The 15,432-nt window shown below is 29.0% G+C and carries 14 protein-coding genes and 3 pseudogenes; 7 read left to right on the top strand and 10 right to left on the bottom strand.

What is annotated here, in order from left to right; translation table 11 throughout:
• Positions 1–231: 231 nt before the first annotated feature.
• Positions 232–1,227: a YeiH family protein gene (locus tag CD150_RS02015; RefSeq protein ID WP_040029820.1), complete on the bottom strand. Its 996-nt coding sequence runs from the start codon at positions 1,225–1,227 to the stop codon at positions 232–234.
• Between the two features lie 124 nt (positions 1,228–1,351).
• On the opposite strand from CD150_RS02015, the gene CD150_RS02010 reads away from it, so the two are divergent.
• Positions 1,352–2,173 carry a LysR family transcriptional regulator gene (locus tag CD150_RS02010; RefSeq protein WP_019467637.1) on the top strand — a complete coding sequence of 274 codons (822 nt, stop codon included), beginning with the start codon at positions 1,352–1,354 and terminating at the stop codon, positions 2,171–2,173.
• A gap of 382 nt (positions 2,174–2,555) precedes the next feature.
• Here the strand turns inward: CD150_RS02010 and CD150_RS13250 are convergent, their stop codons facing one another.
• A complete protein-coding gene (locus tag CD150_RS13250) occupies positions 2,556–2,648 on the bottom strand; it encodes a type I toxin-antitoxin system Fst family toxin (RefSeq protein ID WP_107509432.1) in 93 nt (30 codons plus the stop codon).
• A gap of 200 nt (positions 2,649–2,848) precedes the next feature.
• On the opposite strand from CD150_RS13250, the gene CD150_RS02005 reads away from it, so the two are divergent.
• Positions 2,849–3,106 (top strand): type II toxin-antitoxin system Phd/YefM family antitoxin, encoded by a 258-nt coding sequence (locus CD150_RS02005; RefSeq protein WP_040029819.1) that lies wholly within the window; start codon positions 2,849–2,851, stop codon positions 3,104–3,106.
• Complete coding sequence (locus CD150_RS02000) at positions 3,106–3,372, top strand: Txe/YoeB family addiction module toxin (protein WP_103161308.1); 267 nt, start codon at positions 3,106–3,108, stop codon at positions 3,370–3,372. Before CD150_RS02005 ends, CD150_RS02000 begins: the two co-directional genes overlap by 1 nt.
• Positions 3,373–5,140: 1,768 nt before the next feature.
• Here CD150_RS02000 and CD150_RS01995 read toward each other — a convergent pair.
• A complete protein-coding gene (locus tag CD150_RS01995; protein ID WP_040029817.1) occupies positions 5,141–6,283 on the bottom strand; it encodes an RNA-guided endonuclease TnpB family protein in 1,143 nt (380 codons plus the stop codon).
• 100 nt (positions 6,284–6,383) lie between these two features.
• Here CD150_RS01995 and tnpA point away from each other — a divergent pair, with 100 nt between their 5' ends.
• Entirely contained in the window at positions 6,384–6,806 is a 423-nt protein-coding gene (gene tnpA / locus CD150_RS01990) for an IS200/IS605 family transposase (RefSeq protein WP_040029816.1), read from the top strand.
• 170 nt (positions 6,807–6,976) lie between these two features.
• Here tnpA and CD150_RS01985 read toward each other — a convergent pair whose 3' ends face one another.
• The 5 genes and pseudogenes from CD150_RS01985 to CD150_RS01965 form a co-directional block, all read right to left on the bottom strand.
• On the bottom strand, positions 6,977–7,396 hold the full coding sequence (locus CD150_RS01985; protein WP_040029815.1) for a plasmid mobilization protein: 420 nt from the start codon (positions 7,394–7,396) through the stop codon (positions 6,977–6,979).
• Positions 7,397–8,573: 1,177 nt separating this feature from the next.
• Positions 8,574–8,918, bottom strand: coding sequence for a DUF4260 domain-containing protein (locus CD150_RS01980; RefSeq protein ID WP_046467865.1), 345 nt, complete (start codon positions 8,916–8,918; stop codon positions 8,574–8,576).
• Between the two features lie 206 nt (positions 8,919–9,124).
• On the bottom strand, positions 9,125–9,343 hold the full coding sequence (locus CD150_RS01975; RefSeq protein WP_046467866.1) for a VraH family peptide resistance protein: 219 nt from the start codon (positions 9,341–9,343) through the stop codon (positions 9,125–9,127).
• 235 nt (positions 9,344–9,578) lie between these two features.
• Positions 9,579–9,911: pseudogene (locus CD150_RS01970) on the bottom strand (protein rep); the annotation flags it as partial.
• Between the two features lie 16 nt (positions 9,912–9,927).
• Positions 9,928–10,866 (bottom strand): replication initiator protein A, encoded by a 939-nt coding sequence (locus tag CD150_RS01965; RefSeq protein WP_046467867.1) that lies wholly within the window; start codon positions 10,864–10,866, stop codon positions 9,928–9,930.
• A 446-nt stretch (positions 10,867–11,312) separates the two neighbouring features.
• Here CD150_RS01965 and CD150_RS01960 point away from each other — a divergent pair, with 446 nt between their 5' ends.
• On the top strand, positions 11,313–12,077 hold the full coding sequence (locus CD150_RS01960) for a DUF536 domain-containing protein (RefSeq protein ID WP_046467868.1): 765 nt from the start codon (positions 11,313–11,315) through the stop codon (positions 12,075–12,077).
• Positions 12,078–12,311: 234 nt separating this feature from the next.
• Here the strand turns inward: CD150_RS01960 and CD150_RS01955 are convergent, their stop codons facing one another.
• Together CD150_RS01955 and CD150_RS01945 are read right to left on the bottom strand one after the other, a co-directional pair.
• Positions 12,312–12,734 carry a YdcF family protein gene (locus tag CD150_RS01955; protein WP_103161307.1) on the bottom strand — a complete coding sequence of 141 codons (423 nt, stop codon included), beginning with the start codon at positions 12,732–12,734 and terminating at the stop codon, positions 12,312–12,314.
• A 404-nt stretch (positions 12,735–13,138) separates the two neighbouring features.
• A pseudogene (locus CD150_RS01945) lies at positions 13,139–14,055 on the bottom strand (YeiH family protein); the annotation flags it as partial.
• Here CD150_RS01945 and CD150_RS13905 point away from each other — a divergent pair.
• Positions 14,052–14,349: pseudogene (locus tag CD150_RS13905) on the top strand (type 2 periplasmic-binding domain-containing protein); the annotation flags it as partial. The pseudogenes CD150_RS01945 and CD150_RS13905 overlap by 4 nt on opposite strands.
• A gap of 701 nt (positions 14,350–15,050) precedes the next feature.
• A partial coding sequence (locus tag CD150_RS01940; RefSeq protein WP_142382328.1) for a YSIRK-type signal peptide-containing protein occupies positions 15,051–15,432 on the top strand: 382 nt, incomplete at its 3' end.

Below are 15,432 nucleotides of genomic sequence, written 5' to 3'. Positions count from 1 at the left end.
ATAACATCCTTGTTAAATTGTTTATATCTGAAATAGTTCATACAGAAGACTCCTTTTTGTTAAAATTATACTATAAATTCAACTTTGCAACAGAACCAATAAGATAAATGAAAAACATTAGATTCATAATTCAATCCCTCAAAATCTACACCCAAAGATTTGAGAAATTGAATTATTGAAGACTTTTTTCAACTTTATATAGATATTTATATCAATTTCTTTTATTATAATTTAACCGTAAAAGCATTTCGCGACGATAAATGTTACAACCGATAAACAAATAGATACAACAATGACAACTATTAATGGTTTGAAAGCACGATCTTTTAAGTCTTTAAAGGAAACATTTAACCCTAATGCAACCATTGCCATCAATAAGCATATAGTCGTGACATTATCGATAATTTGCATAACCATGTGTGGCAATGGCACATAAGTATGGAACAGTGCCATCATGACAAAACCAAGTAAAAAGTAAGGTACATCAATACGTTTTTTTTCGGTCTCGCCCTGTGATTTAAATCTCATAATTAGAATTAAAATAATACTCAAAGGTATTAATAAAAACACACGTCCCAGTTTTCCTAACAATCCAATACTCAAAGCTGCTTGACCTGAGAAATCCGCAGCAAGAATTACATGTGCAATTTCATGTAAACTTGTGCCTGACCAGACCCCAAATACTTCAGGAGATATTGTAAAAACAGAATATATCACAGTATATGCAAGTGAAAATATAGTGCCAATAAGTGCGACAATCCCGATACTAATCGCAGAATCTTTTTCTCTGGACTTTAATATTGGAGATATTGCTGCAATAGCCGCCGCGCCACATACCCCAGTGCCAATACCTAATAATAGCGTGAGGTGTTTATCCCCTTTAATGTATTTATTTAGTAACAACATTAACCCGATACTAAAAAGGATGACTCCAATATCGATTAATAACAAACCGCTACCTTTTCCAATCACATCATAAATATTTAACTTTAATCCATATAATATAATAGCTAATTTCAGTAACCGTTTAGATGAAAATGCGATGCCTGAACGATATGCTTCAGGGTAACCCTTAAAATGTCTATATAGAATCGCAATCAGTATAGCAATTGTTAAAGCACCTATCTTATCTAAAAATGGTAACTTTGAGCCTAATAAACTTATAACTGCGATGATAAATGTGAATAATAAACCATAAATAAAGGCTTTACTTTTTAAGGTCTTCATTTTTTAACTCCTCCTTTATCAAAAGCTTAGCACCGCAAAGTTATAACGTGAAATAAATATTAAGTATATTACTCATAACAATTTTGTTATAATAGAGGGGCTCAAATGTCAGGAGGCCTAGTTAATGGATTCATTAAAAGTTCTAACTGAAGTAGTTAAAACGCAAAGCTTTACTAAGGCTGCAGAAAATTTATATACTTCACAGCCATCAATAAGTCGTGATATTAAACGATTAGAACTGGAATACGATGTAAAAATTTTCGAATTTAGACATTCTAAAATGTCTTTAACGAGTGATGGGGAGAAACTATTTCAATATGCTTTACAGCGTGAGCATTTAGAACAAACCTTAAGACACGATTTGAAAATGCAGCCTGATACGATTTCGGGAGATTTAACGGTAGGGAGTAGTTACACGTATGGCGAATATCGATTGTCACAACATCTTACTGATTTAGCAAAAAAATATCCTGAATTATATATTCATGTGCAATTAAATAATTCTGATACAGTATTACAACATATTAAGAATAACATTATCGATTTAGGTATAATCGAAAAAGAGGTTCAAAGCAATATCATATACAGTAGACGTATTGCTCAAGATGAAATAGTATTAATTCGTAAAAAATCATCATCTCCAAATAAAGCAATATGCTTTATCAGAGAACGTGGATCAGGTACACGCGTTTACCAAGAAAATGCATTATCACAAATGACTTCATCATCCTATTTAGTAGAAATTAATAATACAAATCTAATTAAAAATATGGTCCATGCTGGTAACGGCTTTTCTATTGTTTCTAAATCCACATTAACGCCGTATGATTTAGAAAAACTAGAAGTAACAAACTTAGACATCACACGCTATTTCTATTTAGTCATACATAAAGATAAGTATATTGATACGAAGCTTAATGAAGTCATCAAAAATTTGGTTTCATAAATTTTGATTTTTGTATTATTTATTCTAAATTTAATGCACGTTCCAATGACAATCTATTTTATAAATGGCTAAATATCTGTTTAGAAGCCATCCAAGAAAATATAAGCATCTAACTACATTTTTAAAATCTAATTACTCAAAAAATAAAGATAAAGTATAAACTCTCAATATATAACATTCATAATTTACCCTTTAAATTCTTTACAATTAGTATCGAAAATATTAAAACGATACCTTGTAACTAATATCGTATATATCACTTTGCATTCCCACCTGCTATGATGTTATAATGTATTTAACAAAAAGTAGTTCCATTGGAACACCGAACCCCCAACCTACTGGAATAGGTTGGGGGTTCTTTTTGGTGGGCTATGTCGCCTTATTATTTATTGCGGCTGTTTAGCCAAAACGTAAAACCCGCAATTATGCATCCTGAAACAACAGGTGCAATTATACTAACAAAAAGCAGTTCCACTGGTCTCACCTCCTTCCGTCGAATATATCGCCGGAAGTTAAGACGACTCTGTTATTATATCATTTGTGAAAGTGTAAGCATATCTACTTCCGATAAGTTGAATTATGTGAAAATCAAACTTATAACTCATTATAGGCCATAACTTTACGTACGTTTTTAAGTACGTTATAATATAGAATAAAGAAAGGACGTGACTAATAATGAATATTAAAACGCCTACTAATGCGAGAAAAGAATTCTATGAACTACTTAAACAAGTTAATGATAGCCACGAACCCGTTATTATAAACAGTTCTAAGAGTGAAAATAACGCCGTAATCATAAGTCAAAAAGATTGGGATAGTATTCAAGAAACATTATATCTTGAATCAACAGGAACTATGGATAAAGTACGAGAGCGTGAAAAAGATAACAGTGGCTATACCGATATCGATAGCTTAGATTGGGATACTATCTAATGAGTAATTACAGGGTTTCTATTAAAAATTCAGCAAAATCTGATTTAAAGAAAATTAAACAATCGCAGTTGAAAACACAATTCTTAAAAATTGTAGACACATTAAAAGAAGACCCTTATTTTCCGAGCCAGTCTTTTGAAAAGTTGCAACCTAAACACTTAGGGCGCTATTCAAAAAGAATAAACCATCAACATAGAGTTGTTTACACAGTTGATGAAGATGATAAGAAAGTTTTTATCCTTTCTGCATGGTCACATTATGAATAAAAGCAGCTAATTTTTAGTTATGGGTTATATATTAAAATAGCATATGGGCATTTATGTAATACAATATTATTATTGATTTGTATAGAAAAAGGACAACATGCGCTAACATGTTGCTAAATGAGCCCGTTCGGAAGACGGTAGTCTTATTATTTATCTAAAAATAACCATTAACCGGCTAAAGTTGGATGGTTATTTTTTTTTGGCCTTTATTACTAAATAATCACTAGTAAATAATAAATCGAAATTTAAGATATGAAGTATTAATTAATCATATTGATGTATTTGATTATATATCATTACTAAATTGGTTAGATAAAATAAATATAATAGAACCATATGCTATAATCGGAAAAATAAAAAGTGGTTTCAATTCATATATGAGTGTTAATTTTAAAAATGATGCAGTAAAACAAATGAAACGGATTGATGAAATTATTTAGGGAACTATTAATATAGTTCTCTTTTCCCTACAAGTGATGTAAAAGATGCATTAAGTTAATAAAGTATATTTCAAATATCTTTAGAGGAATTTATATTATGTATAGATTCCTCTTTTTTATAACATTTAATTAGTATTTCAAAAACTAAACCTCTTGCATTAACTTATAACTAAGTTTAATTGCATTTAATAAATCAAAAATAAAAATGTGGTTATTTGATTTATTAAAGTATATAAAATGTTCCTAATTAGCGTCACATTTTATATACATTAATTGGTTGTTTATTAATAAACGAACTCAATTAAGATGATTAAAGTTTATTAATATAAAACTTATAACATTATATTAATGGTAATTAATAGAACAACTTATATTGTTTATTCTTGCCTATTAATTATATCAGCGACTCCTTTTAGACTCCCTGATAACAGGATAAGGAGGAACAATGCCATTGCCATGGCCCCCAGCATAGCTGGGGTTCTCTAAACTTATCCTTTAACACTATAAATACTGATGTGATAGTGTTTATATAATAATTTATAACACTATAACAATAGAGTTTGTGTATTTTTACATGGCATTTTTATGAGCATTTACCGAACGGCATATCCCTTGTCCCACAAGAGGTTTAAAAACGAGGACTCTTTAGAGTCGTTATAGACTCCCTAAAGGAGTCTGGATTTTATGTATTTTATTTAAATTAACGACTATTTGTGAAATACTTAACATGTATTGTTCACATAATTTATTCGTCTTAAATTAACCTTTGAAATTATTTTTATGTAGTAACTTATGTTGATACATTAACGGTACCAGAATAAAAAAGTGTTCAGTTAAAATATTTAACTGAACACTTAATGTTTAAATAAATGTATTTACATCTTCATTTATTTGATTATCTTTATTGTTATTGTCATTAGTTATTAATTTGTTTGTATCATCTTTATTGATTAATTGTTTTATGAATTGAGCATTTTCTCAGTAGTTTATTGTGATAGATAATCTTCTTTATAACGTATTATTTCGTTTTCTTTATCTAATATAAAGTTTGAATTTTCATCAATTTTAACTTCTCCATAATTCAATTCTTCAAAGTTAATGTTTTTATATAACTGATTTAGTTTCTTTTATATACCTTCTATTTGTTTAATTTTTCTAGGCACTACCATAATAAAGTGATCCTTCCTATTTTGGTTTATCATTTGATCTAATTTCAGTTTTACTATTCATAGATGTTAATTCATGAACTACATCGTTACTAAAGTAACGAGTTTCTAGGAACACTCATGACTTGTTTTACTTATTTCAAAGTAAAACAGCGGTCTAAGTTATTTAACTAAGGCTTGTTCCAAGCCAATGTGCATTATATTTTTTGCTGCATTAATATCTCGGTCATGTTCCACATTACATTTTGGGCATGACCATTTTCTTATGTCTAAATCTTTTTTACCACTATCAAAACCACAATGTGAACATTTTTGTGATGTTTTGTAAGGATTAACAACGACACATTGTTTGTCATACATTGCACACTTATACTCTAAAAATACTCTGAATTGTCTCCATGATTGACTAGCGATACTTCTTGCAAGTTTATGATTTTTAATCATATTGTTAGTTTTTAAGTCTTCGATCACAATAACATCATAGTTTTCAACAAGTTCAGTCGTTATTTTATGTAGATAGTCTTTTCTAGTATTAGCTATTTTTTCGTGGATACGTGCAACATGTTGTCTTGCCTTTTGATAGTTTTTAGTGTCTACTAATGCAATGCCTTCGGCTTTTGCTTTCAATCGTCTTCTAGCTAATCGCTTTTCCCAAAAATGTAATTGTTTTTGATATTTTAAGTGTAATTTTTGAGAGCGATATTTTTGGCCATCTGACGTAATGGCTAAATCAGAAACACCTAAGTCAATACCTAAATACTTTCCTGTTTTTGGTAATGCTTGATTTTCGCTAGTTACCAATACAGACATATAATACTGACCTGTTGCGTTTTGTTTAATCGTTACTGACTTGATACGCTCGTTTTCGATATGCTTCAAACTTGATTTACACTTTACCCAGGCTAATTTAGGCAATTTAATATATCTTTGATTATGATTGAATCTAATATTGTTGCCTCGGATCGTGCTTAAATAAGATTGCCTGTTATTTTTTCTGGATTTAAATTTAGGGTAGCGACAATAGCCTTTAAAGAAACGGTCAAATGTCTCAGACAATGTTTTAACAGCACATTGTATAGCTACACTGTCTACATCATTTAACCATGCATATTCTCTTTTCAATTGAGGAATTAGCGAAGACAAAGTTGAATAACTTAACATTTTTAAATCTTTATTATTACGATAGCGTTCATTTAACATACTTAACATTTGATTCCATACAAACCTTGTATGACCCAAGGTCATTTGTATTGTATTAGCTTGTTTTTCATTGGGATATAATTTACATTCAACACCTTTATACATAACAAATCACCTCATTATTTCTTAAACTTATTATATCATACATATGATTAATATTTAAGTCTCTTATGTGTTATAATTAATGTACTTAGGAGGTATACATATGTTAGTAAAAACAAGGACAAATGTTTATGATTTTAACTTTCATTTAGTATGGGTAACCAAATATCGAGCATCAATATTTGATGATGAAAGCAAACGTAAAGTTATGAAGCAAATACTTCAATCTATTGCAGAGAATCATGAAATCATCATTAATGAAATAGAAGTGTTACCAGATCATATTCATATGATGATTAGCTTCAATCCTAAACATGCCCCGAGTTCTATTGTTAAGACACTCAAAGGTCGTTCGGCTCGAGCGTGGTTTAAACAATATCCTGAAACGAAAGAAAAACTTTGGCAAGGGCATCTATGGTCACCAAGTTTTTTCATGGCTACGCTAGGTAATATGTCAAAAGATGTTGTGCAAACATATATTCAAAATCAATTAACCAAATATAATGCAGGTCGCCCAAGACAATGATTCATCTCGGTACTTAAGTGCCGAGTTTTCTCTTCTGGCGACCTCTAATAAATGTATTACAGAATTTAGTGAGTGAGAAAGCCCACAGTTTTAATCGTGTGGATGAGAACGAAAATTTCAAAATGTAATATAACTTACATTCGTATGTTTTATATCTTTGAAAAATTAAATCAGTTTTCAAAAAAGGATTTAATAGCATCTTTCATTTCTGCTTTTAATTGTTCATCTCTCTTGTATCCATTCAAATTAATATATTCCGCATCTTCTTGTACATACTGCAAGAACTTCTTGAATGTATCAATATAAGTTTTATAACTTTCACATTGTGCTTCTAAAAGTTCAACATCTTCTTTTGGTACGCTTGTCTCTAAAGCCATTTCAAGTGTTTGTTTTTCTTTTTTTAACTGTTCAGTATATTCATCTGTGTTATAGACAACTGTAGGTTTGATACGATTACCTAATGCCGCAAGTCGTGTATAAGCTGTTGGATTTAAATCTCTATCTTCTGCTAACGCTTTTACCTTTTTATATTCTTCTTCAGTCAAATTGATATTGATTGTTTTAGCTTTTCTATGACTTTTATTAGTCATTTTTGACCCCTCCGTAACTAAGTAATCACTCATTTATTCATTCAATAATATAGTTAGTAATTACTCAATGTTTTTATAAAAAATAAACTAAGCAAATACTCATCTATTTTAACAAGTTATTAGCTTAGCAATTACTTAGTTTTATCGTATCATATTTAACTTAGTAATTACTAATTAGTTATGTACTGAAATATTGATTAATTTTGGATGAACATAAGGAATCCTTCGGGGAATCTTTAGGGATTCTAAAGATTCCCTGTTATGAGATCCCTTGCGCCCCAAAGGATAGAAGAACCACTATTTTCCAAAGAAAATGCCATGTAAAATTTCATGGATTCTTTTGTGTCCGTTTTTTAAATATGATCCATAAATACTGCAATATCAGTATTTAGATCCTTTAAAGATAAGTTTAGAGAACCCCAGCTATGCTGGGTGCCATGGCAATGGCATTGTTCCTCCTTATCCTGTTGTCCCGGATTCCTTTTAGATTCCCTGTAAATTTAACAAACGATTAAAATAATTTACACGATACAATGCGTAAGTCTTAGTTTGGTATTAATGTAACAGTTAAATAAACATTCATTAATAAAATGAAATTTATAGAATTAAAAAAGACTTAAAGAAAGTGAATTATAAACTCAAAATGATTCAATGGGTAATATAGTAGTAGGGGAACATATTGTTAATGAAATGAAGATATAGCAAAAGTATGATTAGGTTGCAGTCATATTTGTTAAAAGAGGTATAATGATGAATGTCTAAAAGAGTAAAAAATAAAGCTCCTAACAGCATTAATCAATCTGTTAAGAGCTATTACATCACTAATTAAAGAGTTAATAAACTAAATTAACTTTTTAGGAGGAGTCGCCACTCCTCCTTCAATACATCTATATTATAACATTTTACTACCTTTAAAACCATTACGGTTAACTGAAATAATGAAACGATAAGTTCTATTATCAATATTAGATTCCATGCTATCAATTTTATTAATATGTTTAACACATTAATTCTATAAAATGCGTTATAGATCGTTGAGACGCATTCTTTTTGTCATAAAAGTATTTGAATCCTATGCTAGAATTTTAAAATGGATTAAATCAATCTCCCCATTACCAAGACAAGAAGAAACTCGTTTTCAACTCGTTTCTAAAAGCCTAAAAAAGACAACTTGCTTTTAAACTTTTTGTATTGTTGTTTTATCAAAACCAACAGTGTATTTTAAACCATATCCAATCGTTCTATCCATAGCAATATGAGCCAACCAAATCAATGCAATTCCTAATAACAAATCCACTCCCATAGCTAAATAAAGCAAAGTGATCAATATCGGAATTATATAAGAATGACCAATATTATAAATATAACTACCAATTTTATTATTGTATAAATATCCCAACATAGAAATATCAGGAACTAACAAAAATATTAAAAAAAGCCATAATGAAAAACCAAACATAAAATAAACAATCACAGCAGTAATAAAAACAAATGCATTTTCCAGCCTAATCAAATTACCCATAAAACCCCTCCCTTTTTTTATTAGATTACTAAAACTAATTGCTTTATTCCAATTGCTTTATTGACGTTGAGCCTCGGAACCCTTAACAATCCCAAAACTTGTCGAATGGTCGGCTTAATAGCTCACGCTATGCCGACATTCGTCTTCAAGTTTAGTTAAGGGTTCTTCTCATTGATCAATAAATTTTCTCGACATAAATGCGTGGTCTATTTTTTATTCTCTTCTTGATAATCATATTTTTCTGCCATTTCATCAAAATCATCATCTTTATAGAAAAATACAAAATAAACTATGATTCCAATTGGAATACCAAATAAAGGCGTAGTAATAAAACTAGCTATAAGTATCGAAATCACTATTTCAAATAAATCATTTGAATCCCACTTCTTATTTAATAATTCTTTCCACATTTGTTTTATAGTCATAAAAATAAAACACTCCTTTTTAGCAAACTTTATCATAACTCTTACAAAAATTTTGAGTACCTTTATTTTGAATTTTAAGAGGGTATTTTAAAGATTTAGGGGTAAATCATATAGTTTTATACCTAAAAACGTATATAAGCTCTTAAAACGCAAATATGAGCCAAATAAATATATCTTAATTTCACAAACTAAAATTTGAGCAAAGCCAGTGTCGAATTTTTGAGACACTGCCCAGTTACATGCAAATTAAAATTTGCATAGTAAAACTGGTCAACCATTTTTTCAAGTAATAATTTTGTTTTTCAAAATTCCAAATTGCCGTAATTGAATGTGCTTTTTCTTCTTCGTCAGTTGTTTTATCTTCGTCACTTATATTAATCAAATTACCATCTTCGACATCGTCTAAATTTAAAATTTTATGTTTTTGTTTAAGCAATCCACCATAACTCAACATACGTTTTCGGTATAAAACTTTTTCCAAATCATTTACGATTTCTTGATTTTTTTCGTCATCATCAGTTAAAAAATCAGACGACTTAATCGAATATTTTGAGTTCTCTTTGATTGCTGTAAGCTCATTTGAATTATTCGTTAAAGATATTGTATTTAGGCATATTTTGACGACGCATATTAAGCGCATGTATCTCTTCTAGTTCAGCTTTAATCGATTGCATCAAATAACCTTGCATAGCTTCAACCGTTTCATTTTTTTGTAGCAACATCGCTTTAAATCGTTTTAAGACACTGACAAGTTCGAACTCCACGTCTTCTAAACGGTAATATGTATCATGAGCATTATTAAATGATTTTTTTCCTTTAAGTAAAACACTTTTAATAATACGAATTTCTCTAATTTCAAAATTACTTAAGTAATCTTTGATTTGTTGTGGCAATTCTTCAAGCACTTGGAATTTTAAGGCGTCATTATTAAATTCAGTTTGTTGATGATTTGTATGATTCGAATGAGCGTTTTCAGAAATATTGTTAGGTGTATCATTCAAATCATTCGTATCATTGTTCTCAGTCTCTATATAATCAGTATTACTAAATTCAGTATCATTAGACTGTGAATTCAACTGTTCAAGAACTTCCAAATTCACAGTTCCAGAACTTCCAAATTCATTGTTTTGGAACTGTGAATTTGGAAGTTCCTTGCTATGACTGATTTCATTATTATAATTTGGCTTTAATAGATATAATCTATTAGGCTTATTAAGTCCCACTCGCTCTTGAGTAAGTAAGTTAAATTTCACTAGTTCCTTTTTTAATTTTATGATTTTTTGCTCAGCGTAGCCTAAGTATTCACACAAATGCTTGTTACTAAAAATAAAATAAATATTATTATTTTTATCTACCCATTCATTTTGTATAGATAATTCAAAACGATCCTTTAATAATGCATACATAATTTTGGCCTCTGCTGACATTTTCTTGAAATATGCATCTTCAAATAAGTATTTAGGTAATTGATAGAATCTTTCAGTTTTCACTTGAGATAAATTATATTTCTCAAAATTTGGCATAATAAAAACCTCATTTCCATTTATTTAGAAGTTGAGGTAATAAAACAATTTTTACGTAAGTTACATGTTTTGTGCTTGCACTTAGATGATTAGATATATATAATACAAGTATCAAAAAAATATATAAACAAACGAATGCGAATCGTTTTATTACCAAGAGCCGATGCTACGCCAATAGCATTGGCTCTTTTAATTTTCATAAAGTAATATTAACACTTTTAAATACGCATATAAAGCGTTTTAAAAATCGTTAGGATAATATTAAGTACCTAAAAATCTTAGAACAGGTTTATTTAGTGCCTAATTAATTAGCAAAACGGTTTGTAGGTACCTAATTAGGTGCTTAGGCACTAAATTAGGTAGTCAAATTATGTAGTAAAAGATGAAAAATTTATTGTTAGGTGGTAAAATTTAGGTACCTAATTTAGTACCTAAGGATGATTTGTATGAAAACTATTAAAATACTTGCTGATGAATTGAATGTAACTAAACAAACTATTGTTAATAATGCTAAAAATTTAAATATTACTTTTTCAAAAGAAAATGGTATTAATTACATTAGTGATAATGATTGTTTGAAAATTATAGAAAAAATAACAAAAAAAGAAAGTACCATAGAAAAGCAGGAAACAGTTAAAAAAGAAACACCTAATGAAAATACTTCCGAAGTTAAAAATGTGGAGTATAGTAATTTAGGTACTTCTGAGACATTAAAAACAAAAGTAAACGAATTAGAAAAACAAATAGAAATCTTTAAAACCCGAGCTGAAAATGACGAAAAATATATTGAGAACCTAACAAAGCAATTAGATCAGCAAAATAGCAATGTTAATACATTAAACAAACTATTGGAAAATCAACAAATATTGGCTTTAGAAAGTAATAAAAAAATTCAAAAACTAGAAAATCAATTAGAGGAAGAAAGACAGCTTAATTATTCCTTTGATACATCTTCTAATGATAGACAAAATGTTAAGGCGCAAGAAGCAAAGTTTACCGAAGAAACTAAAGATTTTAATCAGCAACCAGAAAAGGAACAGCCCATAGAGGTACAGCATAGAGATATCTCTGAAGAAAAAGAGGATGAGAACATCAACGAAAAACCATCCACAAAAGACGATACACAATTTAAAGAAATAGATAGTGAAGATGAAGAGATGGAAGAAAAACAACCTAAAAAAGGCTTTTGGAGTCGTTTGTTTGGTAGCTAATATAATTAATTAGGCACTAAAAGATTATAATCTTTTAGTGCCTTTTTTATAGTGAGAACTTCTGATAATCATCGATTATGTAAAATAACGGATAAGGTATTCAAATTTAAATTTGAATACTGATATACTTTTTGTCATTTCTTAATTTATGTTTATAGATTTGTGTAGTGATTATAGTTTAATTAAGAGAAGAGCGTATAAAAACATACGCTATAGTAAATATTATTAGCATAGTTAAATGTGTTTTTTTAAAAACAATAAATTTGTAATGAATTCTCGGATGATAGCATTGGCATAGAAATAATATGCTGGATGACTACCTATAACAGAAGCATTTAAGTTGACTTTTTTAGAAATAACAGTTGCTCTAAGTATATGGAAATTATTAGATACGATTGTAATATATGAGGGATGTTTTTCCTTAGAAACTATCTTTTCCTTAGAATACAACAAATTTTTATATGTATTAGTAGATTTACTTTCAATTATAATGACCTTTTCAGGAATATTTTGAGAATAAAGATATTTGGCCATGGCGACACCTTCGCTTATCAATTCATCCTTTCCTTGTCCACCGCTAACTATAAACACAGCTTTAGGATAACGTCGTTGTAATTCAATACCTTTGTCTAATTTAGAACGTAAGAGGGGGCACATCTTCTCCAATTAAACCAGAGCCTAAGATTATGATGTAATCAGGTTTTTTATAGTAAGCTAATCTACTTATGATTTTTGAATATAATATTTGGTATATGAACACAATGTTCATGTACCAAAAGACAAAAGTTAAATATTTTACAACTAGCCCTTCTTGGAAGTGATATATAAAGTATGGTTGATAGTTAATAACCCAAAAATTAAATAATATAAATAAACCATATGCTAATACAAGCAAGTTTGTTAGTTTGCTACCTTCTTTAACGATGATTTTTCTCGAATTGATTAAGCTTAAAATAAAAACTGCAAGTAATAAAATAGGAAAAACAAAATTGAAAATCAAAAGGTAAAATACATTAAATGTGTTTTCTTTACTTATAATAGGCATGAATAAGTCAAAAACATTAATACCACCTAGTAGTATAATTAATGCCAATATATATTTTTTTATACTGTCTAGACTCAACGTATATTGATCCTATAAATAAAAAGATTAATAACCCGACTATAACTATTAATGGCTTGAAAGCATGATCTTTTAAATCTTTAAAGGAAACATTTAACCCTAATGCAACCATAGCCATTAATAACTATGTGTGGCAATGGCATATAAGTATGCAACAGTGCCATCATAACAAAACCAAGTAAAAGTAAGGCACCTCAATACGTTATTTTTCTGTTTCATTATGTGATTTAATTCTCATAATTAGAATTAAAATGATACTCAAAGGTATCAATAAGAACACACGCCCCAATTTACCTAATAAGCCAATACTTAAAGCTTCTTTTCCTGAGAAATCTGCAGCAAGAATTACATGTGCAATTTCATGTAAACTTGTGCCCGACCACACACCATATACTTCAGGAGATATTGCAAAAATGGAATATTTCACAGTATATATAAGTGAAAATATCGTCCCAATAAGTGCGACAATACCAATGCTAATAGCAGAATCTTTTTCTCTAGATTTTAATATTGGGGAAACGGCTGCAATAGCTTCTGCACACCATACCCCAGTGCCAAACCTAATAATAATGTAAGATGTTTGTCTCCTTTAATGTATTTATTGAGTAACAACATCAACTCAATACTAAAGAAAATTATTCCAATATCGATTAATAACAAACCGCTACCTTTCCCATTCACATCATAAATATTTAATTTTAATCCATATAATATAATAGCAAACTTTAACAAACGTTTAGATGAAAAGGCAATGCCAGAACGGTATGCTTGAGGGTAACCCTTAAAATGTCTATATAAAATCGCAATCAGTATCGCAATTGTTAAAGCGCTTATCTTATCTAAAAATGGTAACTTGTTTCATACGAGAGCGAGGTTCTGGTACAAGAACCTATCAAGAAAGAGCATTATCACAATTGAACTTATCTTCTTATTTAGTAAAAATTAATAGTACAAGTTTAATTAAAAATATGATTCACGCTAATAATGGATTTTCTATAGTCTCAAAGTCTATATTAACACCTTATGATATAAAAAATAGAAGTGAAAAACATAAATATTGTTCACCATTTTTATTTAGTTATGCATAAGTACATTGATTCAAAGATTAATGAAGTAATAAGAACTTTAACTTCGTCGATAAATACGTGACATCTAGTGATATTTATAAAATACATGATTCAAAAAAATGTGATTGAAAGATTAGAAATAGAAAATATGCTGCTTATCATATTTACCGAAGACACGTGAATATTTAAAAGAAAATTATCAAAAGTTCACAGGATGTATGTATCCAATCCTAACAAATACCCTCATTGTTCTTTGTTAAATCAATGTATAGAAAGTAAAGATGCTATCAAATAAATAAGACGACACGTATGGCAAAATGATTGAGATATAATTGAAGACTTAATATTTTTTGATACTGTAAAACTAAATATAAATTGTAACGTCAAAAAATTGAAATAAAATTTGAAGTTGCAAAAGAATAGCTTGGTATGAGAAGAACGACGATATAGATATATCAAAAAAAGTTTACATGCATATCAGGTTTATTTGTGTTGCCATGTATCTCTTAAGAAAATGACAATGTGGCTTGTAAAAGTCTCGCAAAGGTCTGAAAGTCCAATTTTATTTTTGAGATTAAGATATATTTATAAAAAACAAACCAAATGTCATAAAGGTATTTGGTTTGTATAAGTTCTGATAAGATCATCAAACATAATCATTTTTATTTTTTTTATTTTTTTAAAATATTTTTTATTATTATGTTGCCTGAAAACATAAAGTGTATTACAATACTTAAGAAGTAAAATAACTATTTGAATATTAAAAATAGGGGGATTTTAGTTATGAAAAAAGAAAAATTTAGTATCCGGAAATATAAGATGGGAGCATCATCTGTGCTATTAGGAACTTGTTTAGCAATAAGTATTGGGAATGTGGGAGAAGCACATGCATCAGAAACAAAACATTATGAAGCAAGCAATAATTTAAATCACTCAGAAACGGTTGATGGGGGTCAACTATCAAAAAAAGAAAAAAACTTAGTTATTAACAATGCAGAAACACCAAAAGAAAATACTGTTAATCCAGATACAGTATCTTCTGACGAGAAAAACGTAGATAACAATGTAATTTCATCTACAACTGAGGAAAAATCAAATACAAATACTGTTAATCCAGATACAGTATCTTCTGACGAGAAAAATGTAGATAACAATGTAATTTCAT

The organism is Staphylococcus ureilyticus, from assembly GCF_002902235.1.
In the GTDB taxonomy this organism is placed as follows: Bacteria; Bacillota; Bacilli; order Staphylococcales; family Staphylococcaceae; genus Staphylococcus; species Staphylococcus ureilyticus.
The sequence above is the reverse complement of the archived record's forward strand: the minus strand, read 5'-3'. Positions and strand labels throughout refer to the sequence as shown.

Bases quoted from the DNA above. Each gene is read 5' to 3' on its own strand.
- CD150_RS02015 (WP_040029820.1), bottom strand. From the start codon at position 1,227: ATGAAGACCTTAAAAAGTAAAGCCTTTATTTATGGTTTATTATTCACA.
- CD150_RS02010 (WP_019467637.1), top strand. From the start codon at position 1,352: ATGGATTCATTAAAAGTTCTAACTGAAGTAGTTAAAACGCAAAGCTTT.
- CD150_RS02005 (WP_040029819.1), top strand. From the start codon at position 2,849: ATGAATATTAAAACGCCTACTAATGCGAGAAAAGAATTCTATGAACTA.
- CD150_RS02000 (WP_103161308.1), top strand. From the start codon at position 3,106: ATGAGTAATTACAGGGTTTCTATTAAAAATTCAGCAAAATCTGATTTA.
- CD150_RS01995 (WP_040029817.1), bottom strand. From the start codon at position 6,283: ATGTATAAAGGTGTTGAATGTAAATTATATCCCAATGAAAAACAAGCT.
- tnpA (WP_040029816.1), top strand. From the start codon at position 6,384: ATGTTAGTAAAAACAAGGACAAATGTTTATGATTTTAACTTTCATTTA.
- CD150_RS01985 (WP_040029815.1), bottom strand. From the start codon at position 7,396: ATGACTAATAAAAGTCATAGAAAAGCTAAAACAATCAATATCAATTTG.
- CD150_RS01980 (WP_046467865.1), bottom strand. From the start codon at position 8,918: ATGGGTAATTTGATTAGGCTGGAAAATGCATTTGTTTTTATTACTGCT.
- CD150_RS01975 (WP_046467866.1), bottom strand. From the start codon at position 9,343: ATGACTATAAAACAAATGTGGAAAGAATTATTAAATAAGAAGTGGGAT.
- CD150_RS01965 (WP_046467867.1), bottom strand. From the start codon at position 10,866: ATGCCAAATTTTGAGAAATATAATTTATCTCAAGTGAAAACTGAAAGA.
- CD150_RS01960 (WP_046467868.1), top strand. From the start codon at position 11,313: ATGAAAACTATTAAAATACTTGCTGATGAATTGAATGTAACTAAACAA.
- CD150_RS01955 (WP_103161307.1), bottom strand. From the start codon at position 12,734: ATGTGCCCCCTCTTACGTTCTAAATTAGACAAAGGTATTGAATTACAA.